The 20,735-nt window shown below is 64.7% G+C and carries 18 protein-coding genes; 8 read left to right on the top strand and 10 right to left on the bottom strand.

The annotated features are described in order from the left end of the window. Window positions 1-57: 57 nt before the first annotated feature. The 4 genes from ACVISU_RS36570 to grxD are packed head-to-tail and all read right to left on the bottom strand — an operon-like array spanning window position 58 to window position 3,538. On the bottom strand, window positions 58-1,320 hold the full coding sequence (locus tag ACVISU_RS36570; RefSeq protein WP_456710200.1) for a serine hydrolase domain-containing protein: 1,263 nt from the start codon (window positions 1,318-1,320) through the stop codon (window positions 58-60). Window position 1,321: 1 nt separating this feature from the next. Next, window positions 1,322-2,608, bottom strand: a complete 1,287-nt coding sequence (locus ACVISU_RS36565) for a serine hydrolase domain-containing protein (protein WP_050401996.1) — start codon at window positions 2,606-2,608, stop codon at window positions 1,322-1,324. Between the two features lie 49 nt (window positions 2,609-2,657). Further along, on the bottom strand, window positions 2,658-3,203 hold the full coding sequence (locus ACVISU_RS36560; protein WP_456710199.1) for an O-acetyl-ADP-ribose deacetylase: 546 nt from the start codon (window positions 3,201-3,203) through the stop codon (window positions 2,658-2,660). A 2-nt stretch (window positions 3,204-3,205) separates the two neighbouring features. After that, complete coding sequence (gene grxD, locus ACVISU_RS36555; protein WP_016843475.1) at window positions 3,206-3,538, bottom strand: Grx4 family monothiol glutaredoxin; 333 nt, start codon at window positions 3,536-3,538, stop codon at window positions 3,206-3,208. Between the two features lie 295 nt (window positions 3,539-3,833). On the opposite strand from grxD, the gene egtB reads away from it, so the two are divergent. Beyond that, a complete protein-coding gene (gene egtB / locus ACVISU_RS36550; protein ID WP_456710198.1) occupies window positions 3,834-5,087 on the top strand; it encodes an ergothioneine biosynthesis protein EgtB in 1,254 nt (417 codons plus the stop codon). A 54-nt stretch (window positions 5,088-5,141) separates the two neighbouring features. Then, window positions 5,142-6,110 (top strand): L-histidine N(alpha)-methyltransferase, encoded by a 969-nt coding sequence (gene egtD, locus ACVISU_RS36545; RefSeq protein WP_050401999.1) that lies wholly within the window; start codon window positions 5,142-5,144, stop codon window positions 6,108-6,110. Between the two features lie 122 nt (window positions 6,111-6,232). Here egtD and ACVISU_RS36540 read toward each other — a convergent pair whose 3' ends face one another. Next, the gene (locus ACVISU_RS36540) at window positions 6,233-7,411 is read right to left on the bottom strand and encodes a low temperature requirement protein A (RefSeq protein ID WP_456710197.1); all 1,179 of its coding nucleotides are present in this window, start codon (window positions 7,409-7,411) and stop codon (window positions 6,233-6,235) included. A gap of 29 nt (window positions 7,412-7,440) precedes the next feature. Then, a complete protein-coding gene (locus ACVISU_RS36535; RefSeq protein ID WP_021077843.1) occupies window positions 7,441-7,677 on the bottom strand; it encodes a BolA family protein in 237 nt (78 codons plus the stop codon). Window positions 7,678-7,873: 196 nt separating this feature from the next. On the opposite strand from ACVISU_RS36535, the gene ACVISU_RS36530 reads away from it, so the two are divergent. Continuing rightward, window positions 7,874-8,233, top strand: a complete 360-nt coding sequence (locus ACVISU_RS36530) for a DUF427 domain-containing protein (RefSeq protein ID WP_456710196.1) — start codon at window positions 7,874-7,876, stop codon at window positions 8,231-8,233. 114 nt (window positions 8,234-8,347) lie between these two features. On the opposite strand, the gene ACVISU_RS36525 is transcribed toward ACVISU_RS36530, so the two are convergent. Further along, window positions 8,348-8,521: a DUF1328 domain-containing protein gene (locus ACVISU_RS36525; RefSeq protein WP_074128140.1), complete on the bottom strand. Its 174-nt coding sequence runs from the start codon at window positions 8,519-8,521 to the stop codon at window positions 8,348-8,350. A gap of 185 nt (window positions 8,522-8,706) precedes the next feature. Between ACVISU_RS36525 and ACVISU_RS36520 the strand changes: the two genes are divergently transcribed. Further along, complete coding sequence (locus ACVISU_RS36520) at window positions 8,707-9,891, top strand: acyltransferase family protein (protein WP_456710195.1); 1,185 nt, start codon at window positions 8,707-8,709, stop codon at window positions 9,889-9,891. On the opposite strand, the gene ACVISU_RS36515 is transcribed toward ACVISU_RS36520, so the two are convergent. Next, window positions 9,892-12,972, bottom strand: coding sequence for an efflux RND transporter permease subunit (locus ACVISU_RS36515; RefSeq protein ID WP_456710194.1), 3,081 nt, complete (start codon window positions 12,970-12,972; stop codon window positions 9,892-9,894). Window positions 12,973-13,005: 33 nt separating this feature from the next. Beyond that, a complete protein-coding gene (locus ACVISU_RS36510; RefSeq protein ID WP_456710193.1) occupies window positions 13,006-14,121 on the bottom strand; it encodes an efflux RND transporter periplasmic adaptor subunit in 1,116 nt (371 codons plus the stop codon). A gap of 136 nt (window positions 14,122-14,257) precedes the next feature. Here ACVISU_RS36510 and soxR point away from each other — a divergent pair, with 136 nt between their 5' ends. After that, a complete protein-coding gene (soxR, locus tag ACVISU_RS36505; RefSeq protein ID WP_050402005.1) occupies window positions 14,258-14,734 on the top strand; it encodes a redox-sensitive transcriptional activator SoxR in 477 nt (158 codons plus the stop codon). 102 nt (window positions 14,735-14,836) lie between these two features. Further along, window positions 14,837-15,097 carry a GlsB/YeaQ/YmgE family stress response membrane protein gene (locus ACVISU_RS36500; protein ID WP_050402006.1) on the top strand — a complete coding sequence of 87 codons (261 nt, stop codon included), beginning with the start codon at window positions 14,837-14,839 and terminating at the stop codon, window positions 15,095-15,097. Window positions 15,098-15,205: 108 nt separating this feature from the next. Here ACVISU_RS36500 and purL read toward each other — a convergent pair whose 3' ends face one another. After that, window positions 15,206-17,437: a phosphoribosylformylglycinamidine synthase subunit PurL gene (purL, locus tag ACVISU_RS36495; protein WP_456710192.1), complete on the bottom strand. Its 2,232-nt coding sequence runs from the start codon at window positions 17,435-17,437 to the stop codon at window positions 15,206-15,208. A 186-nt stretch (window positions 17,438-17,623) separates the two neighbouring features. Between purL and ACVISU_RS36490 the strand changes: the two genes are divergently transcribed. After that, on the top strand, window positions 17,624-18,115 hold the full coding sequence (locus ACVISU_RS36490) for a PaaI family thioesterase (RefSeq protein WP_456710191.1): 492 nt from the start codon (window positions 17,624-17,626) through the stop codon (window positions 18,113-18,115). A 316-nt stretch (window positions 18,116-18,431) separates the two neighbouring features. Continuing rightward, window positions 18,432-20,705 carry an alkaline phosphatase family protein gene (locus ACVISU_RS36485; protein ID WP_456710190.1) on the top strand — a complete coding sequence of 758 codons (2,274 nt, stop codon included), beginning with the start codon at window positions 18,432-18,434 and terminating at the stop codon, window positions 20,703-20,705. The last annotated feature ends 30 nt before the right edge of the window (window positions 20,706-20,735 follow it).

The following is a 20,735-nucleotide window of genomic DNA, read 5'->3' as shown; positions in this document are numbered from 1 at the left end:
ACCTCGGATGAGGCCTTCCCCGGATTGCGCTGCGCTCCATCCGGGCTACGAAGCCGGTTATCGCCCCATCGCCTGGTAGATCAACGTCTTCAGCTCCTGCTGGATCCGGCCGCGCTGTGACGGCGTCTGCACCATGAAGACGCCGAACAGATCGTCGGCGGGATCGATGAAGAAGAAGGTGCCGCCGACGCCGTCCCAGCGATATTCGCCGAGCGGCCAGGACGTGTTCTCCGGCACCGAGGTGCGGACTGCGAAGCCGAGGCCGAAGCCGGAATTCGGACCGGGATAGTAGTTCTTGTCGTGCACCACTCCGGTTTCCGGACCGATATGGTCCCTCGCCATCAGCGCGATGGTCTCCGGCTTCAGATAGCGCCGTCCCTCGTAGAGGCCGCCGTTCAACAGCATCTGCGAGAAACGCGCGTAGTCGCCGATGGTGCCGACCATGCCGCCGCCACCAGATTCCCGGCGCAGCGGCCGGCGCGGGTCGCTGACGTCGGCCACCGGGCTGATCCTGCGGTCCTTCGGCATCGGCTCGGCGATCAGCGGCCATTTCGCCCGGTCGGCAACATAGAATGCGGTCTCGTTCATCCCGAGTGGACCGAGCAGCCGGTCCTTCTCGACCTGAAACAGGGATTTTCCCGTGATCACCTCGATGATGCGGCCGAGCACGTCGGTGGAATGACCGTAATCCCATTGCGTGCCGGGTTGCTCGGCAAGCGGCAGCGCCGTGAGCCGCGCCACGAATTCGGCATTGTCGGGATCGTTGTTGAACAGGCCGGCATCGGCGTAGGTCTTGTTCACGACGCCGCCGCCATAATAGCCGTAGGGCAGACCTGCCGTGTGGCGCATCAGGTCTTCGATCGTCACCGGACGCTTGAGCGGCTCCAGCGTCATCGCCGCCTTGCCCTCGTCGCCGCGCTTTTCAACACCGACCTTCATGTCGGCAAAGGCCGGGATGTATTTCGACACCGGGTCGCTGAGCGCGAGCCTGCCCTCCTCCACCAGCATCATCGCCACGACGGTCGTGATCGGCTTCGACATCGAATAGAGGCGGAAGATCGTGTCGGCGCTCATCGAGAGCTCGGTTGCGACGTCGCGAACCCCGAAATTCTCGTAGTAGACCGGCTTGCCATGCTGCTGCAGCAACAGGATCGCGCCGGGAATCTTTCCGGTCGCGATCTCGTTCCTGACATAGTCGGAGACCTTGGCGAGCCCCTCCGCCGAGAAGCTGTGCGCAGCCGGCCCCGGGGAGCCGGCCTGTGCAACCGTTGCAGCGGACGCGAGCACGAGTGCCGCGACGAGTGCGCGGCACCCACGCATGTTAGTTTTCCATGGCTTCATAGACGAGCTGCTTCAGGGTCCGCTGGATACGCTGACGCTCGGTCGGCGTCTGCTCCAGCAGAACGAAGAAGAAGTCCTGCTTGCGGTCGATGATGTAGTAGCAGCCGCTGGCGCCATCCCATTTCAGCTCGCCGAGATCGCCGGGCGGCGGCGGCTTCGCAGTGCCCGGATCGGTGCGCACCGCGATCCCGAGTCCGAAACCGAAGCCGTCGCCGGGGAAGTAGAAGAAGTCGCGCGCAACGCCGGAGCCCGGACCGACGCGGTCGGTCGTCAGCTCCTTGAACGTCTCGGGCTTCATGATGGTCTTGCCGTCGAGCGTGCCGCCGTTGAGCAGCATCTGGGCGAAGCGCGAATAATCCGCCATGGTCGAGACCATGCCGCCGCTGGCGGACTCCCATTTCTTGACCTTGGTCGGATCGTTGACCCGGCCGACCCGGAAGTCGCTGTCGTTCGGCATAGGCTCTGCCATCAGCTTCTGCTTCTCCGGATCGGTGACGAAGAAGCCGGTGTCCGTCATGCCGAGCGGGTCGAGCAGCCTTTGGTGCTCGATCGTCGAGAGCTTCTCGCCGGTGGTCACCTCCATCACGCGCGCCAGAATGTCGGTGGAATGGCCGTATTGCCAGAGCGCGCCGGGCTGATTGTGCAGCGGCAGCTTGGCGATCCGCTCGGCGAATTCGGCGAGATCGAAATCTCCGCCGTAGATATTGGCTTCCTTGTAGGCCTTACGGACCAGGCTGTCGCCGTAGAAGCCGTAGGTGATGCCTGACGTGTGCGTCATCAGATCGAGGATCGTGATCGGCCGCTCTAGCGGCACCAGCTCGAGCGTCTTGGTGCCGTCCTCGGCCTTCTTCTCGACGCCGACCTTCATGTTGGCAAAGGAGGGGATGTATTTCGAGACGGGATCGTCGAGCTTGTACTTGCCCTCTTCCAGGAGCTGCATCGACACCACGGCGGTGATCGACTTGGACATCGATGCCAGGCGGAAGATGGTCTTATCGGTGATCGGCGCCTTGCTGACCACGTCCTGCACGCCGAAGGCCTCGTGATAGACCGGTTTGCCGTGCTGCTGGATCAGGACAATGGCGCCCGGAATCTTTCCGGTCGCGACCTCGTTCCTGAAGAACTCGCTGATCCTGGCGAGCTTGTCGGGGTTGAAATGCGCACCCGCCGGAATTTCGTAGGTGCCCTCGGTGTGCGCGTACGCCAACGATGCCGCCAGCAACACCGCGGAGGCCGCGGCCGCGCCGGCCAAACGAAATGAATGCATTTGAACTATCCCTCCCCGGAAATCACGAGGAAGTGTAGCGGCAGTATCATCAGGCACAAGGGCTCCCGAAGGCGTCCAGGGCCTGCTGATGCAGCTCGCCGCTCTGGGCCGAGAAGCAGCAGAAGATCACCTGCGTAAGACTTGGGGCTGACGGCAGGGCATCGACGGCGGCCTTCACCGCAATGGCGGCGGCGCGGTCTGTTGGGAAATGATAGACGCCGGTCGAGATCGCAGGAAATGCGACGGAGCCGAGCCCGTTGGCCTGGCACAACTCGATGCCGCGGCGATAGCAGGATGCGAGCAGCGCATCCTCGTTCTGGGTGCCGCCATGCCAGATCGGCCCGACGGCATGGATCACGTGCTTGGCGGGAAGCCGATAGCCCCCGGTGATCTTGGCATCGCCGGTCTTGCAGCCATGCAGCGTACGGCTTTCTGCAAGCAATTCGGGACCCGCGGCGCGGTGGATCGCACCGTCGACGCCACCGCCCCCGAGCAGCGATGAATTGGCCGCGTTGACGATGGCGTCAACGCGCAGGGTCGTGATGTCCGTAACGATGACTTCGAGCCGCGCCGTGCCGATCTGGCGCGCCGTCAAGGTCAGGCAGCCACGTCGACCGGGATGCCCTTGTCGGCAAACAGCTGCTGCAATTCACCGGCCTGGAACATCTCACGGATGATGTCGCAACCGCCGACGAACTCGCCCTTCACATAGAGCTGCGGAATCGTCGGCCAGTTCGAATAGACCTTGATGCCGTTGCGCAACTCGGCCGATTCCAGAACGTTGAGGCCCTTATAGCCAACACCGATGTGGTCGAGGATCTGCACGACCTGACCGGAAAACCCGCACTGCGGGAATTGCGGCGTGCCCTTCATGAACAGCACGACGTCGTTCGACTTCACTTCGTTGTCGATGAATTGCTCGATGCTCATTTTCGCTTCCTTGCGTAGGCGGCGCTCTCAGGCCTTAACGGGCCGGCCCGCCCTTCTAACCCGTGACTGGCTATATATGTAGCTCAAACCATTGTGCATCCAAAGCAAAATGGCGGAAATCTGGTATGCGAAGGCAGCCGGACGGCACCGCAAAAAGCGCCGGGGATTATCTGATGGGCCCAATATCATCATGGGGGAGGCTTTTTTCCCGTAACGGAGCCCCTATCTAGGACGAACTGTCCGTCAGGAACCGGATTGCCGAAGCAACGTTCTTTCCCCTGAATCGGAGACCCCTGTGACGAAACCAGCCTCTGCCGCGGCCGCCATTTCCGCCGCCCCACCGTCACTATCCTCCGAATCCGGGTCGCTCGCACAGCGGCTGGTGGATGCCTATCGCGCCGTCCGCGACGAGACCGAGCGCCGGGTCGCGCCGCTGTCGGCGGAAGACCAGCTGATCCAGTCGATGCCGGATGCGAGCCCCGCCAAATGGCACCGCGCTCATACCACCTGGTTCTTCGAGCAGTTTCTGCTTGGCGAGCACGTCGAGGGCTACACGCCCTTTCATCCGGACTACGCCTATCTGTTCAATTCCTATTACGTCAGCGCCGGCCCCCGGCATGCCCGCCACCAGCGCGGCCACCTGACCCGGCCGACATCAGACGAAGTCACCGCCTACCGCCGCCATGTCGACGCCGAGGTGGTGAAATTCTTCCAGACAGCGCCGACGGACAAGCTCGAGGCGCTGGTGCCGCTGGTCGAGGTCGGCCTCAATCACGAGCAGCAGCATCAGGAGCTGATGTACACCGACATCCTGCATGCCTTCGCCCAGAACCCGATCCCTCCAGCCTACGATCCGGCGTGGCGCTTCCCTGCATCGCGGCGCGGGCCCGAGGAATGGGTAACGCTCAACGAGGGCATCCACACCGTCGGCCACGCCGACGACAGCTTCCATTTCGACAATGAGAAGCCCGCGCATCGTGCGCTGGTCGGCCCGGTCAAGCTCGCGAAAAACCTCGTCACCAATGCCGACTGGCTCGCCTTCATCAGGGACGGCGGCTACTCCACAGCCACGTTGTGGTTGATGGACGGCTTCGGCACCATGAGCAACGAGGGCTGGCAGGCGCCGGGCCATTGGCGTCAGATCGACGGCGAGTGGAAGATCATGACGCTCGGCGGCCTGCAGCCGATCGATCCGCAGGCTCCGGTTTGCCATGTCAGCTACTACGAGGCCGACGCCTTCGCTCGCTGGGCCGGCAAGCATCTGCCGACCGAGATGGAATGGGAGGTCGCGGCGCGCGCCGGCCTGCTCAACGACGCCTATGGCATCGTCTGGCAGTGGACCCGCAGCGCCTATTCGCCCTACCCGGGCTATCGCGCGATCGAAGGCGCGCTCGGCGAATACAACGGCAAGTTCATGGTCAACCAGCTCGTGCTGCGCGGCTCGTCGCTGGCAACGCCCGCCGGTCACAGTCGCGTCACCTACCGCAACTTCTTCTATCCGCACCATCGCTGGCAATTCACGGGGTTACGCCTCGCCGACTATGCCTGACCAGAGTCCTGTCGACATCGATGACGCGTCGGTAAGCGCGTTCGGGAGACTATCATGAATGTGCATGCCGCCGCTTTGGCCAAAGCGTATCCATTCGACGAAGCGACCGCGGCGTTTGCCGGCGATGTGATCGGCGATCTCGCCCGTCACCCGAAACGGCTATCGCCGAAATATTTCTACGACGCCACCGGTTCGGAGCTGTTCGAGCAGATCACGGTGCTGCCGGAATATTACCCGACGCGCACCGAGCTCGGCATCCTGCGCGACCGCGGCAGCGAGATCGCCGCGATCATTCCGGATGGCGCGGCGCTGGTCGAGTTCGGCGCCGGCGCGACCACCAAGGTGCGCCTCTTGCTCGAAACGAGCGAATTCGCCGCCTATGTGCCGGTCGACATTTCCGGCGATTTCCTCAAGGCCCAGGCCGACGGGTTGCGGCGGGATTTCCCGGGTCTCGGCATCTATCCGGTCGCTGCCGATTTCACCACGCCGTTCGCGCTGCCCGAGGCGGTCGCTGCCATGCCGAAGGTCGGCTTCTTCCCGGGCTCGACGCTCGGCAATTTCGAGCCGAGCGAGGCCCTGGCCTTCCTGCGCAGTGCGCGAAAAATCCTCGGCCACGGCGCGCAGATGATCATCGGCGTCGACCTCGAGAAGGACGAGCGCGTGCTGTACGACGCCTATAACGATGCGGCCGGCGTCACCGCGCGCTTCAACCTCAATGTGCTGGTTCGGATCAACCGCGAGCTCGGCGGCAATTTCGACCTGTCGGGCTTCACCCACCGCTCGATCTACAACCGCGACCGCCATCGTATCGAGATGCACCTGATCAGCCGCAAGGCGCAGACCGTGCGCATCCTCGGCAACACCTTCGCATTCCGTCCGGGCGAAAGCATTCACACCGAGAACAGCTACAAATACTCGCTCGAACGCTTCACCGCGCTCGCCCGCAGCGCTGGCTGGACGGTACGCGACAGCTGGACCGACGCCAACGCCATGTTCTCGGTGCATGCGTTGGTCGCGGAGTAGCGAGCGCAATTCTCGCAATCGCGTCGTAGCGAGCCGAGCGAAGCAATCCATGGCTCAGCAGGCCGTCGGATGGATTGCTTCGCTCCGCTCGAAATGACGTGGATGGACTGCACCCCTACCCTTTATTCCTCCCCGCTCGACCGCAGCGAGATCGATTCCCACGCCGCGACCACGATCATGATCGCGGTGGTGACGATCGAGAGCATCAGCGGCGACATCTCGCGCGCGAGATAGGCCGTGATCGCCAGCGCGACGATGCCGACGCCGTGCGAGAGCTGCAGGAAGTTGCGGATCACGAACTTGAAGAGGATGGTCCCGACCAGGAACAGCGCAGGGCCGCCGACCGAGCTCACGATCGTCTTCAGATCGGAGTGGCCGGACGGATGCTTCAGCACCAGCTCGTCGGCGACCGCGGTGAGGATGATGCCGCCGACGATCGGCATGTGCAGATAGGTGTAGGCGATCCGCGCCACGCGGCCGGATTCCTCTGATTTGGAGATCATGTCCGAGCCGGCCTCGGCGCCCTTGTGGAAATAGATCCACCACATCGCGATGCTGCCGACCAGCGCCGAGATGAACGCGGCGACATTCTCCGGCGTCCAGGTCAGCTCGGCAAAGGTCGCGCCGTCGACCACGATCGCTTCACCGAGCGCGATGATGATGAAGCCGGCGCAGCGCTCGGCCATGTGGCCGCCCTCGACCGACCAAGCCTCCATCGAGGAGAAGCCGAGCCTCGGGGTCCAGAAGCGCAGCGCCGGCGCGACATATTCGATTGTTAGCGCCGCGAGCCAGAACCACAGCCGCGTCTCGTGCTCGGCGAAGCCACCGAGAATCCAGAGCACGGCCGAGCAGGACAACCAGGCCAGGATGCGGATGGCGTTGTGGCGAACTGCCGTTCGCCGCCGCGGCGTCACCAGCAGCCAGAACGCGGTGCGACCAACCTGCATCGCCGCATAGGTCCCGGCAAACCACAGCCCGCGGCCCTCGAAGGCAGTCGGGATCGAGGTCGACAGCAGCAGCCCGCCCAGCATCAGGACGAACAGCAGCAGGCGGACCGGCGTCAGGTCGGGATCGAGCCAGTTGGTGACCCAGGTGGTGTAAACCCACACCCACCAAACCGCGAGGAACAGTACCGTGACCTGCACCGCGCCGAGCGGGGTGAAGTGGTGCAGCAGCGTGCGCGACAGCTGCGTGACGGCGAAGACGAAGACGAGGTCGAAGAACAGCTCGGCATTGGTGACGCGGCTGTGCTGGTTCGGCACGATGACGCGAAACATCGCGCCGCGCGGATTATCTGCCATCGCTTGTGGCCCCGCCCGTTGGCCGGGGCCTAGCCTTCCGGCACGCCGGTCTGCAGGGCCAGCGCGTGCAGCACGCCGCCCATCTGGCCCTTCAGCGACTGGTAGACGATCTGATGCTGCTGGACGCGGGACTTGCCGCGGAATGACTCGGAAACGACAGTGGCCGCGTAGTGGTCGCCGTCGCCGGCCAGATCACGGATCGTCACCTCGGCATCAGGGATCGCTGCCTTGATCATCGATTCGATATCACGGGCGTCCATCGGCATCCCAGTCCACCTCCGTCAGGTCATTCGAATCAGGGCCGATTCGGCCAGGAAAACCAAGAAGAAACCTAAGCCAAAACCTGGCGCTTGAGGTCTTCTAGGCCATCCCGGGGCACACTATATTCCCATTCCCAGCGATTTAAACCTGCATCAATCGGTCACGCCATCACGCCGAAATGACCAGAAGAGGCGCAGAATCATGAAGCTCCCCGGCCCCGACCATCCGATCACGATCACGCCCAATGCCAGGCGTGTCCGCGTCACCGCCGACGGCGTCGTCATCGCCGAGACCAGCCACGCGCTGACCCTGAAGGAAGCGAGCTATCCGGCCGTGCAATACGTCCCCCGGCAGGACGCCAACATGGAGCTGTTGACCCGCACCGAGCGGACCACGCATTGCCCCTACAAGGGGGATGCGAATTACTTCAGCATCAAGGCCAACGGCAAGACGCTGGACAACGCGATCTGGACCTATGAGGCGCCGTTCCCGGCGATGACCGAGATCGCGGGCCACCTTGCCTTCTATCCGGACAAGGTGAAGATCGAGGAAGTCGCCTAGATCGTCGCCCCTGCCGCGCGCGCCGGGCCTCGCCCGGCCGTTTCGGCGCGTGTCACCGAGCCTGAAAGCGGAGATGCCCGGGCATGACGGCGGAAGCGTTCGGCCGGATCGCCGCTAGACCCTGAATATCGTGAGCCCGAGGATCAGCAGCACCAGGAAGATCACGACGAACACGTAAAACAGGAAGCGCGCAATGTCGGCGGAGGCGGCGGAAATGCCGGTGAAGCCGAGCAAGCCCGCGATGATCGAGACGACCAGGAAGATCAACGCCCATTTCAGCAGTGTCATTGCTTGCTCCACAATCCGCGCGCGCCTTGCGCGTCCGCCGATAACGCCGTCTACCGACCCCGGTTCCAGAACGAAACAGATCCACTGAAATGACCGACCTCGACACCACCGAATCGGGACGATTGGGCCTTGCTGAATCGGGTTCCCGATTGCAACATCCGGATGCAGACCCGGCTGGGGGCACCATGAAATCGATTGCTCACGCGGCTCCGGCCGTCGACGTTCAGGCCGCACCGAAGCTCCACAAGCGCAATGTCGCCCTGGACCGCGCCCGCACCTTCCTGACGCTCGTCGTTCTGCTGCATCATGCGGTGATCCCCTACACCCATTTCGGCCACACCGACCCAACGTCGTGGATCGGCTTCGACTGCATCGTGCTCGCCACCGACAGCTTCTTCATGGCGATGTTCTTCTTCCTGTCGGGGCTGTTCGTCTGGCCCGGGCTCGGCCACAAGCCGTGGCTGATCTTTCTGCGCGACCGGCTGCTGCGGCTCGGCCTGCCCTTCGTGATCTGCGCGTTCACCGTGATTCCGATCGCCTATTACGCGATCGCGCTGCGCGCAACGCCGGACCTGACCTTCGCCGAGTTCTGGTGGAAGACCATGATTTACGGGCCGTGGCCAAGCGGCCCGATCTGGTTCGTCTGGGTCTTGATGACCTTCGACCTGACGGCGAGCGTGCTGTACCGGGTGTCATCGCGCCTGCTCGAGCCGATCAACCGCCTGTCGATCAAGGGATTTCAACGTCCCTCGAAGTTCTGGCTGTTCCTCGTCGTCGTCAGTGCCGCCGCTTATTTGCCGATGCTGGTGCATTACGGCCAGAACTACTGGTTCGAGCTCGGACCGTTCTCGGTGCAGGCGAGCCGGGTACTGCTGTATGCGTCCTATTTCTTCATCGGTGCGGGGATCGGGGCGGCCAACCTCGAGGGCGGGCTGCTCAGCGCAAACGGGCGGCTGACCGAGCGGCGCTGGTTCTGGACCGGCATCACGCTGATCCCGTACTGCTTGATGTGGGTGATGATCTACATCAAGCGCGGGGTCATCGGTAACCCCGATCCGCTGCCGGGCTGGTATCTCGCGTCCTACGGCACCTTCTACGTGCTGTTCAGCGCCTCGATCCTGTTCGCGATCCTGGCCTACTTCCTGCAATCGAAGGCGCCGGGGCCAACCTTGCTCGACCGCATGCAGGGCGACGCCTACGGCATGTTCCTGGTGCACTATCCGATCGTGCTGTGGCTGCAATACTGGCTGTTCGACATGGAATTGCCGGCGATCGCCAAGGCGGCGATTGCGTTCTTCGCCACCGTGGCGCTGAGCTGGGCCGCCACCGCCGTGCTGCGCAGGATTCCCGGCTCGAAATACGTGCTTTGATCACGCCGCGATCTCGTCCCTCACCGCCACGCTTTCCAGGCGCGGGGCGGCCGCCGCGCGATGGTCGCGGGCGAGCAGGATGTAGAAGGTCGGCAGCACGAACAGCGTGAACAGCGTGCCGATCAGCATCCCCATCACCACGACGATGCCGATGGCAAAGCGGCTGGCCGCGCCGGCGCCGTCGGCATAGAGCAGCGGCGCAAGGCCCGCGACCATCGCGGCCGTCGTCATCAGCACCGGCCGCATCCGCACCGCGGCGGCCTTCCGGATCGCGGCGACGCGGTCGAGCCCTTCATGGTGCTGGATCTCGTTGGCGAAGCTCACCATCAGGATGCCGTGCTTGGAGATCAGCCCGATCAGGGTGACGAGCCCGATCTGGGTATAGATGTTCAGCGTGGTGAAGCCGAAATACAGCGGCAGCAGCGCGCCGCAGACCGCGAGCGGCACCGTCACCATGATAACCAGCGGATCGCGGAAGCTTTCGAACTGCGCGGCCAGCACCAGGAAAATCACGATCAGCGCCATGCCGAAGGTGACGATCAGGCGGTTGCCCTCCTGGACATATTGCCGGCTGTCCGACAGCCAGTCGACGGTCATGCCCGGCGACAGCTTTTGCGCCTGCATGAACGCCACCGCCTGCCCCATGGTGACGCCGGGCTTGAGCACCGCCGAGATCGTCGCCGCATTCATCTGGTTGAATTGCGGCAGTCGGTTCGGCTCGGGCTTGATGTTGACCTTGATCACCGTCGACAGCGGGAACATCTGGCCGGAGCTCGAACGGACGTTGAAGTTTCCGAGATTGTCCGGCGTGATCCGGTCGGCCTGCCGCACCTGCGGGATCACCTCGTAGGAGCGCTCGAAGAAGTTGAAGCGGTTGACGTAGTTCTCGCCGACCAGCACCGCGAGCGTATCGGCGATGGTCTGCATGCTGACGCCGGCCTCGGCCGCCTTGGCATGATCGATCGTGATCCGCGCGGTCGGGCCGTCGAACGCAAGGTCGCTGTCGACGAAGACGAACAGCCCGCTCTTCCAGGCTGCTCCCTTCAGCGTCTCGACCTCCTGATAGATGGTTGAGAAATCGCCGGCCGAGCGCACCACCATCTGGAACGGCAGGCCGCCGGTTGCAGCCGGCAGCGCGGCGGGCTGGAACGGCGTCACGCTGGCGCCGAGCACGCCATAGGACATGCCGTAGAGCTGGTTCTGGATGTCGTTGGCCGAGCGCTTGCGCTTGTCCCAATCGGTCAGCGTGATGCCGCCGAAGGCATGGTTCTGTCCGTCAGTGCCGTTGATGAACCAACTCGCGTGGTATTCGGGAAACGAGCGAAACAGCTGCTCGATCTGGTCCGAGGAGCGCGTGGTGTAGTCGACGCTGGCATATTGCGGCGCCCTGAGCACGGTGAACACATAGCCTTGGTCCTCGGACGGCGCGAGCTCGCGCTGGCTGCCGAGAAACAGCACCACGATCGCCGCCAGCACGCTGACCGCGACCACAAGCACCGCGGCACGCATCTTGAGCGTCGCAGCCAACAGCCGGCTGTAGCCGCGCGACAGTTTCGAGAACTGATGCTCGACGAAACGGGCAAACCGGCCGTGCGAAGTCGCCCCTCCCAGCAGCTGCGCGCTCATCATCGGCGACAAGGTCAGCGCGATGACACCCGAGACCACCACCGAGCCTGCCAGCGTGAAGGCGAATTCGCGAAACAGGCTGCCGGTCAGGCCGCCCATCAGGCCGATCGGCGCATAGACCGCCGCCAGCGTGATCGTCATCGCGATCACCGGACCGATGATTTCGCGCGCGCCGATCAGGGCCGCATCGGCGGGGCTCAGCCCCTCCTCGATGTGGCGATGGATATTCTCGACGACGACGATGGCATCGTCGACCACGAGCCCGATCGCCAGCACCATCGCCAGCAATGTCAGGAGATTGATGGAGAAACCGAGCGCCAACATCATCGCGGCGGTGCCGACCAGCGCCAGCGGCACGGTGACGACCGGGATCAGCACCGAGCGGAACGATCCGAGGAACAACAGGATCACCACCACGACGATCGCGATCGCCTCGGCCAGCGCGTGCTGCACCTCCGATATCGAAGCCTTGACGAAGTGCACGATGTTGAAAACGTCGGCGACCTCTAGTCCGGGCGGCGCGACGCGGTTGAGGTCCTCGATCACCTTGGCGGTGGCGGCGACGATCTCCAGCGGGTTGCCATCGGGCGTCGGCTGCACCGCGATATAGACCGTGGGCCTGCCGCTGTCGCGCGCGTTGGAATCGTAATTCTCACCGCCGATCTCGAGCGTCGCGACGTCGCCGAGCCGCACCAGACCGCCGCCACCGGCGCCGGTCTTGATCACCATCTTGCGGAAATCGTCGAGATTGCGCAGGTCGGTCGCCGCGGTGATGTTGGTCACCGTCATCTCGCCGCGCAGCCGCCCGGGGGCCGCCTGCACGTTGTTGGCGCGGAGAGCCGCGGCGATGTCAGCCGCGGTCAGGCCGCGCGCTGCGAGCTTGAACGGATCGATCCATACCCGCATCGCCAGCGACGATCCGCCCGATGTGTCGGCCGAGGCCACGCCGGGCACCGAGGTCAACAGCGGCTGCGCCACGCGGGTGGCGAAGTCGGTGATCTGTGCAGGCGTCAGCGTGTCGCTGGTGAAGGCGATGTACTGCACCGCCGACGCGCCGTCGGTGATCTTGGTGATCACAGGGTCGAACACGCCGGCCGGCATGCGGTACTTGACCTGCTGCACCTTGGCGAGCACCTCCGTCATGGCGCGGTCGGCATTGGCGTTGAGCACCAGCTTGGCCTTGATCTGGCTCGTGCCGAGCGTCGAGTTCGACGTCATGTACTCGATGCCGTTAGCGGTCGCGATCGATTGCGCGATCACCGACGTCACGAAGCCCTGCATGACGTCCTGGGTCGCGCCGGGAAACGACACATCGACCTGGATGGTGGCGCTCTCCATGCTGGGATATTGCCGCACCGGCAGCGAGACCATCGCGGCGGTGCCGATCAACAGGATCAGCAGGCTGACGACCGTCGCGAGGATCGGCCGGCGGATGAAGATGTCGGTGAAATGCATGATGCCTACCTCTGGACGCTTGCCGCTTGCGGGCTAGCGGCCCTTCTCCGGCGTCTCCGCCATGGTCATCTGGACGGCGGCGCCGGGCATCACGCGGAGCTGGCCCGCGGTCACGATGTAGTCGCCAGGCGAGAGCCCCTGCTCCACCACGACGCGTTCGCCGATGCGCGGCCCGGTCTTGACCGCGACGCCGATCGCCTTGTTGTCGCGCACGACGAGCACGCTATCACCGGACGCGCTGGTCTGGATCGCGGTGACGGGCACCACGATGGCGTCCGCCTGCGGCGGCAGCACGACATTCACCATCACGAAGAGCCCAGGCCGCAGCAGCCGGTCGGGATTGCTGAACAAAGCCTGCACGAGGACATTGCGGGTATCCTCGGCGACCTGCGGTTCGATGGCGTTGATCGTGGCCTCGAACACCCGATCGGGGAAAGCATCGGTACGGATCGTCACCGCGCCTCCCACCTTCAGATTTGACAGGCGCTGCTGCGGAACGGTGAAATTGGCGTAGAGCTGGTCGAGCGCGGTCAGCGTCGCGAGCGCATCGCCGGCATTGACGTATTGGCCGAGATTGACCTTGCGCAGGCCGATCTGGCCGGCGAACGGCGCACGGATCGTCGTCTGCGCGATCTGCGCATCGAGCTGCTCGACCGCGGCGTCGGCCTGCTTGAGGTCTTCCTGCCGCTGCTGCAGCGTCTCCTGGGTCACGAAGCCAGACGGCGCGAGGCCCTGCGAACGCTTCTCCTGCAATTGTGCAAAGCGTCCCTTGGAAACCGCAACCGCGCGCGAGGCGCGCAGCGGCGCATCATAGAGTTGCACCAGCGCAGCGCCCTCGGCGACATCGGCACCGGCATCGAAATTGATCGCGGTGACGCGGCCGGCAACCTCGGGCGACAGAATCACTTGCCGCACCGCCTGCAGCGAACCGATCGCTTCGATCGAGCGGGGCAAAGTCTCGCTCCGCACCACCATGGCCGCCACCGGCGTCGGCGGGGCCTCGGTCGTGGCCCTGGCGGACGCACTGGAGCCGCCGGCACGCCAGGCGACCGACGCGGCCGCGGCACAAATCAGCAAGACGAGGGTGATGCCGAACGGCCTGGGGCGAAGCCCGAGCCAGCGGCGCGACGAGGATGATGCGGACGGCATTTCGCTTCCAAGAACGAACCCCAGCCTCTCGGCCGGAAGCTTGCCCCTGCAAGCCCGCGACTGTTATAAAACCTCAAGTATGGTTGAGGTCAAGGCTCGCAGCTTGCAGGACCTCTAATCCGGGATCTCGAGACAAATGGCGCTTGCACAAGAGCTTTCAGTCGGCGAAGTGGCGCGGCGCAGCGGCCTCGCCGTCTCCACCCTTCACTTCTACGAGAGCAAGGGGCTGATCGCGAGCCGGCGCACCAGCGGCAACCAGCGCCGCTACATGCGCGGCGTGCTGCGGCGCATCGCGGTGATCAGGATCGCGCAGCGCGCCGGGATTCCGCTGGAAGAGATCAGGCAGACCTTCGCCGCGATCCCGCTCGATCGCGCGCCGACCATGCGCGAATGGGAGCGCGCGATGCGCGCCTGGACCGCGGCGCTGCAGCAGCGCATCAGCGATCTCACCGACCTCAGGGACAAGCTGTTCAGCTGCATCGGCTGCGGCTGCCTTTCGCTCACCGATTGCCCGCTGCGCAATGGCGACGACAGGCTCGGCGCCGAGGGCCCCGGCCCCCGCATCCTTGTCACTGCGGCCGAACGGCGACAGCGCCGTGCGCGGCAGGCTTGAGCCCGTCGCCAACAAGTTGCGCACAACCTGCCATTGGTCACATGTGGCCACGTGATTCTCGGTTATGCTGGCCGGACTGCTGACCTCAAGGAGAGTCATGAGATGAACGACCCTCAAATTGGATGGATCGCCGCAATCATCGTCGGCGGATTGGCCGGCTGGCTCGCCGAGATGTTCATGAAGACCGGAACCGGCATCTTCATGAATATCATCCTCGGCATCGTCGGCGCCGCGCTGGCGAACTGGCTGTTGGGTCTGCTCGGCATATCGCTGGGCGGCGGATGGATCAGCTATCTCGTCGCCGGCTTCATCGGCGCAGTGATCATCATCTTTGCCTGGCGCGCGATCCGCGGCGCCACCTAGCGCTTGATCCGAAGATTGCGCCTGGACACAAGACAATAGCGCGATGATGGATTCATCGCGCTATTGAGAATTTGTTCGCTCGGCGTCGCAGCGCCTGATCCATCTGGATCAGGCGGCAGCGCCTTGCATGTAGTTCGGCAGCCAGTGCTCGAAGGCGCGGGACAGGCTTTCGATGGTCACAGGCGGCTCGCCGGCCACCGCAACCACGTCGCCGCCGGTGGTGCCGATGCGCGCACAGGGCACGCCGGCGCCCTTCATCTTGGCCAGCACGAGACCCGCGTCGGCCGCAGGCACGGTGACGATGTAGCGGGCCTGATCCTCGCCGTACCAATAGGCATGCGGCACGATCGAGGAGGGCGCCGCCAAAAGCTGCGCGCCGATGCCGCTTGCGATCGCCATCTCGGCGAGCGCGATCAGGAGCCCGCCGTCGGACACGTCGTGCACCGCACTCGCGGTGCCGGCGCGGATCATGCCGCGCACCACGTCGCCGTTGCGCTTCTCGGTGGCGAGATCGACCGGCGGCGGAGCGCCCTCCTCGCGGCCGCAGACATCGCGCAGGTAGACCGATTGGCCGAGCCAGCCTTGCGTATCGCCGACCAGCAGGATCGCCTCACCCGCCGCCTTGAACGCCAAGGTCGCCGATTTGGTGAAGTCGTCGAGCAGGCCGACGCCGCCGATCGAGGGCGTCGGCAGGATGCCGCGGCCGTTGGTCTCGTTGTAGAGCGAGACGTTGCCGGACACGACCGGGAAGTCCAGCGCGCGGCAGGCTTCCGAGATGCCCTTCAGGCAGCCGACGAACTGGCCCATGATCTCGGGCCGCTCGGGGTTGCCGAAGTTGAGATTGTCGGTGATCGCGAGCGGCCGGCCGCCGACCGCGGTGATGTTACGCCAGGCTTCCGCGACCGCCTGCTTGCCGCCCTCGAACGGATCGGCCTCGCAATAGCGCGGCGTGACGTCAACGGTGAGCGCAAGCCCCTTCGGGCCATCCTCGACGCGGACCACCGCGGCATCGCCGCCGGGACGCTGCATGGTATTGCCGAGGATGACGTGGTCGTACTGCTCCCAGACCCAGCGCTTCGAGCACAGTTCGGGCGTGCCGATCAGCTTCGTCAGCGCCTCCGCGATGCCGAGCGGCGGCTTGACGTCCTGGCCGCGGATCATCGGCAGCGCGGTCGAGGCGACATGCGGACGGTCATAGACCGGCGCCTCGTCGCCGAGTTCCTTGATCGGCAGATCGGCCATCACGTCGCCGCCGTGCTTGACGACGAAGCGCTTGCTCGGGGTGGTGTAGCCGACGATGGCGAAATCGAGTCCCCATTTGCGGAAGATCGCCTCGGCCTCTTTCTCCTTCTCGGGTTTGAGCACCATGAGCATGCGCTCCTGGCTCTCCGAGAGCATCATCTCGTAGGCGCTCATGCCGGTCTCGCGGGTCGGCACCGCGCTGAGGTCGAGCTCGACGCCGAGGTCGCCCTTGGCGCCCATCTCGACCGCCGAGCAGGTCAGGCCCGCCGCGCCCATGTCCTGGATCGCGATCACGCAACCCTTTTCCATGATCTCGAGGCAAGCTTCCAAAAGCAGCTTCTCGGCGAAGGGATCGCCGACCTGCACGGTCGGACGCTTCTCCTCGGAGGCGTCGTCGAATTCGGCCGAGGCCATTGAGGCGCCGTGAATGCCGTCGCGGCCGGTCTTGGAGCCGAGATAGACGATCGGCATGTTCACGCCGGAGGCCGCGGCGTAGAAGATCTTGTCGGCGTCGGCGAGACCGACCGCCATCGCGTTGACCAGGATGTTGCCGTCGTAGCGGGTGTGAAAGCGCACCTGGCCGCCGACCGTCGGCACGCCGAACGAATTGCCGTAGCCGCCGACGCCGGCGACCACGCCGGACACCAGATGCCGGGTCTTCGGGTGCTCGGGCGCGCCGAAGCTCAGCGCATTCAGGCAGGCGATCGGCCGCGCGCCCATGGTGAAGACGTCGCGCAGGATGCCGCCGACGCCGGTGGTCGCACCTTGGTAGGGCTCGATGTAGCTCGGGTGATTGTGGCTCTCCATCTTGAAGACCACGGCCTGCCCGTCGCCGATATCGATCACGCCGGCGTTCTCGCCCGGGCCCTGGATCACCCAGGGGGCCTTGGTGGGCAGCCCGCGCAAATGGATGCGCGACGACTTGTACGAGCAATGCTCGTTCCACATCGCCGAGAAGATGCCGAGCTCGGTGAAGGTCGGAACCCGCCCGATCAGCTTCAGGATGCGCTCGTACTCGTCCGGCTTCAGCCCATGGGCGGCGACGAGTTCGGGGGTGATTTGAGGCTCGTTCTTGGGGTCATTCTTGGGCGCGGTCATGGGACCCTTAATAGGTAGATCGAACGGGGGCGAAAAGGCCTTTTACGGCCCATTTCCGGCCTGTCCAGAGCTTTGCGGCGGTTGGACGCGGCCCGGGATTTGCAGCCAGAATCTGTGCCTGGGATTTGCACAATGGGGATGGATCGGATTTAAGGTCCCGAACCCGATAATTGAAGGCCAGATTTCGTGAACGAACTCGCCAAGACCGCACTCAATACGGCATTCAACCGCCGCCCTGACCTGCACGTCGAAACCGAGGGCGAATTCGCCGGCTGGCGGACCTGGACCCGGGACAGTTTCGAGACCCATACCGGCCCATTCTACCACCGCATGGACGAGAACGGCCGCATCGCCTGCGCGTTCCGGGTCGGCGCCAAGCACCTCAACGGCTCCGGCAACGTCCATGGCGGCTGCCTCATGACGTTCGCGGATTATTGCCTGTTCGCGCTCGCCTCCCCGGTGCTCCAGGGTCCCGGCGTCACGGTCTCGTTCGCCTCGGAATTCCTTGACGCCGCCCGCGAGGGTGACCTGATCGAATGCACCGGCGAGGTCACCCGCGCCGGCGGATCGCTGATCTTCGTGCGCGGGATGCTGATATCGGCCGAGCGGCCGCTGTTCAGCTTCTCCGGCACCATCAAGCGGACCAAGCGCAAGGTGCCCGCGGAGAAGACGGCGTAACAGGGGTTAGAGGCCGTTCCCATTTTTCTTTGACGCGCTTTCTTCACGCTACACGCTTCGCTCGAAAACGCGCCAGGTCTGTGGACGCACGCTGTCATGCAGACGTTACATCGCCACGCCTTGAATCGAAGGCGCAGCGCTAGCGCGTTGTGTTCACGCGCGTTCTTCGCGTGAACGCATTCAGACGCGAGCCGTGACACCACGACATGCTGTCGTTGCGTCGTCGCGCGCGCGTCACATGCGCGTCAGCCAAGCCCCCGAAGATTGCTGAACGGTTTCCGTTTGTGCATTCGCGCAGCGAAGTTGGGGCATTCTCATGAAATTGAAGACGTTTGTTTCCGTGACGTCCGCGATGTCGCTTGTCGCGTCGCTGGCATGCGTTGCAACTCCAGTGCGAGCCGGCCAGGACGGCGACAATGGCGATCGCGGCATCGGCGAGTCCCGCGGTCACGATCAGGACCAGGATCAAGATCGAGACCATGACGGCGGCGGTCATCACGGCCGCAAGCCGCGCGTGGTGATGATCTCGCTCGACGGCGCCAAGCCCGATTTCATCCAGAAATTCATCGAGGAAGGCGTGTTGCCGCGCGATGGCGGCCTCGCCCGGCTCAGCCGGCGCGGTGCCGTGGCACTGCAGAACGTGACGGCGTCGCCGTCGCTAACCGCGGTCTCGCACATTGCGATCGCGACCGGTTCGACGGCGGTGCATAACGACATCCCCTCCAACACGTTCCAGCCGATCGTCGGCCCGATCTCCAGCAGCATCAGCGGCTTTGCGGCGCCGATCGGCGGCTACAGCGAGAGCCCGCTCGGCCCCTCGGCGCACCCGACGGCACAACCGCTCTGGGTGCAGCTGCGCCAGCAGGGCAAGAAGGTCGTCACGGCGACGTGGCCCGGCGGCGACGGCGCCGACATCGCGATCAACAAGACCGTGGTGCAGCCGGCCCAGCCCACCCGCGTGACCGACTTCACGGTACCGTTCGGCGCCTTCGGCGGCATCGGGGCCCAGGGCTTCTCGCTGTCGCGCAGCGACTTCACGGCCGATCCCGGCATCGTCGCGGCGCTGCAGGCTGCCGGCCATTTCTCGTTCAGCCCGGTGCTGGTGACCTCGGCGCCGATCGAGACGTTCTCGTGCTCCGCAGCTGCGACCGCAACCTGCACCAGCGCATCGACGCTCGACGTCAAATATTCGATCCGCGTCGCCGCGATCGACACCACCAATGACCGCAAGGTAAACTACGACACGCTGGTGTTCTTCGACGAAAACCGCGGCATCACCGCAGGACCGTTCCACGCGCCGTCGACCGGGCCGGCCTACGTTAAGTTCGGCGGCGAGAACGCGCCGTTCTTCTTCGAAGGTAGCGGCGCCAAGGTCGGCGCCGCCTACTTCGTCTCGGCGCTGTCGCCGGACCTCTCGACAGTGCGCTTCGCCCGCTACGGCGCCAACTACATCCCGCGCAACACGCCCGTGCTTGCCGACGTCGACGACATCAACGACAACATCGGCTTCTGGCGTCCGCAGGCCGACTTCCGCATTCCGGAGCGCCTGAGCCCTGGCTTCACCAATTTCCCCGACGTCGAGATCGAGACGATGTACGAGGACATGGTGAAGACCTTCGTGCGCTACCAGGCCAATATCGGCGAGCGCGCGATCAAGACCCATCCGGACGCCGACCTCGTCATGGTCTATATCGAGCAGCCCGACGGCTCCGAGCACCAGTTCCTGCTGACCGATCCGCGTCAGGGCACCAACCCGGCCGACCCGAATTCGATCGGCGGCAACCAGGATCCGGCCAAGGTCAAGCGCTACGCCTCCTACATCCGCTTCGCCTACCAGACCGCCGACAAGGCAGTGAAGCAGATTGCGGATGCGGCGGGCCATGACAGCAACGTCGTCGTGGTGTCGGATCACGGCTTCGCGCCGTTCCACACCTCGGTCAATCTCACCAACATCCTGCGCAACGCCGGCATCGACACCGGCAAGGTCGGGGTCCTCGGGTCCTGCCGCCGACATCTACGTCAACCTGCAGAACCGCGAGTTCGGCGGCACTGTCGACCTGGCAACCTACCGGGCCCTGGTGGCGCAGATCACCGATGCGGTGAAGAACGCGGTCGATCCCAATGCGCGCTTCAACTACTCGCTGAAGGATCAGCGCATCTTCACCGTCGTCGAGACCCGGCCGCTGCAATGCGACGCCGGAACCGGACAGTGCAACAGCAAGACCGTCGGCCAGGACTATGGCGACGTGTTCGCGCTGATGGCGCCCGGCTACAATTTCGACGGCATCCAGAACCCCGGCGTCGCGCGCCAGGGCGATGCGCCGTTCAATTCGGCCACCACCGCGCTGTCGATGCCGAACTTCTACGGCGCCCACGGTCACGATCCCGAGCTTCCGGTGATGAGCGCGACCTTCATCGCTGCGGGCCCGCAGATCCGCAGGGACACCGTGGTGCGGCGCATGCGCAATATCGACGTGGCGCCGACCATCATGCGGCTGCTCGGCACCACGCCGCACCAGGTCGATGGCGAGGTGCTGAGCGAGGTGCTGCGCTAGGCCCTGCGCGGGGAGCACAGGCAAATTCCGCGTGATGGACGCCGGCCCGGCGCCCATCAGGTTTC

Source organism: Bradyrhizobium sp. USDA 4452 (assembly GCF_054063575.1).
This window is presented reverse-complemented; position numbering and strand designations above follow the sequence as displayed.

Bases quoted from the DNA above. Each gene is read 5' to 3' on its own strand.
- ACVISU_RS36570 (WP_456710200.1), bottom strand. From the start codon at position 1,320: ATGCGTGGGTGCCGCGCACTCGTCGCGGCACTCGTGCTCGCGTCCGCT.
- ACVISU_RS36565 (WP_050401996.1), bottom strand. From the start codon at position 2,608: ATGCATTCATTTCGTTTGGCCGGCGCGGCCGCGGCCTCCGCGGTGTTG.
- grxD (WP_016843475.1), bottom strand. From the start codon at position 3,538: ATGAGCATCGAGCAATTCATCGACAACGAAGTGAAGTCGAACGACGTC.
- egtD (WP_050401999.1), top strand. From the start codon at position 5,142: ATGAATGTGCATGCCGCCGCTTTGGCCAAAGCGTATCCATTCGACGAA.
- ACVISU_RS36540 (WP_456710197.1), bottom strand. From the start codon at position 7,411: ATGGCAGATAATCCGCGCGGCGCGATGTTTCGCGTCATCGTGCCGAAC.
- ACVISU_RS36535 (WP_021077843.1), bottom strand. From the start codon at position 7,677: ATGCCGATGGACGCCCGTGATATCGAATCGATGATCAAGGCAGCGATC.
- ACVISU_RS36530 (WP_456710196.1), top strand. From the start codon at position 7,874: ATGAAGCTCCCCGGCCCCGACCATCCGATCACGATCACGCCCAATGCC.
- ACVISU_RS36525 (WP_074128140.1), bottom strand. From the start codon at position 8,521: ATGACACTGCTGAAATGGGCGTTGATCTTCCTGGTCGTCTCGATCATC.
- ACVISU_RS36520 (WP_456710195.1), top strand. From the start codon at position 8,707: ATGAAATCGATTGCTCACGCGGCTCCGGCCGTCGACGTTCAGGCCGCA.
- ACVISU_RS36515 (WP_456710194.1), bottom strand. From the start codon at position 12,972: ATGCATTTCACCGACATCTTCATCCGCCGGCCGATCCTCGCGACGGTC.
- ACVISU_RS36510 (WP_456710193.1), bottom strand. From the start codon at position 14,121: ATGCCGTCCGCATCATCCTCGTCGCGCCGCTGGCTCGGGCTTCGCCCC.
- soxR (WP_050402005.1), top strand. From the start codon at position 14,258: ATGGCGCTTGCACAAGAGCTTTCAGTCGGCGAAGTGGCGCGGCGCAGC.
- ACVISU_RS36500 (WP_050402006.1), top strand. From the start codon at position 14,837: ATGAACGACCCTCAAATTGGATGGATCGCCGCAATCATCGTCGGCGGA.
- purL (WP_456710192.1), bottom strand. From the start codon at position 17,437: ATGACCGCGCCCAAGAATGACCCCAAGAACGAGCCTCAAATCACCCCC.
- ACVISU_RS36485 (WP_456710190.1), top strand. From the start codon at position 18,432: ATGAAATTGAAGACGTTTGTTTCCGTGACGTCCGCGATGTCGCTTGTC.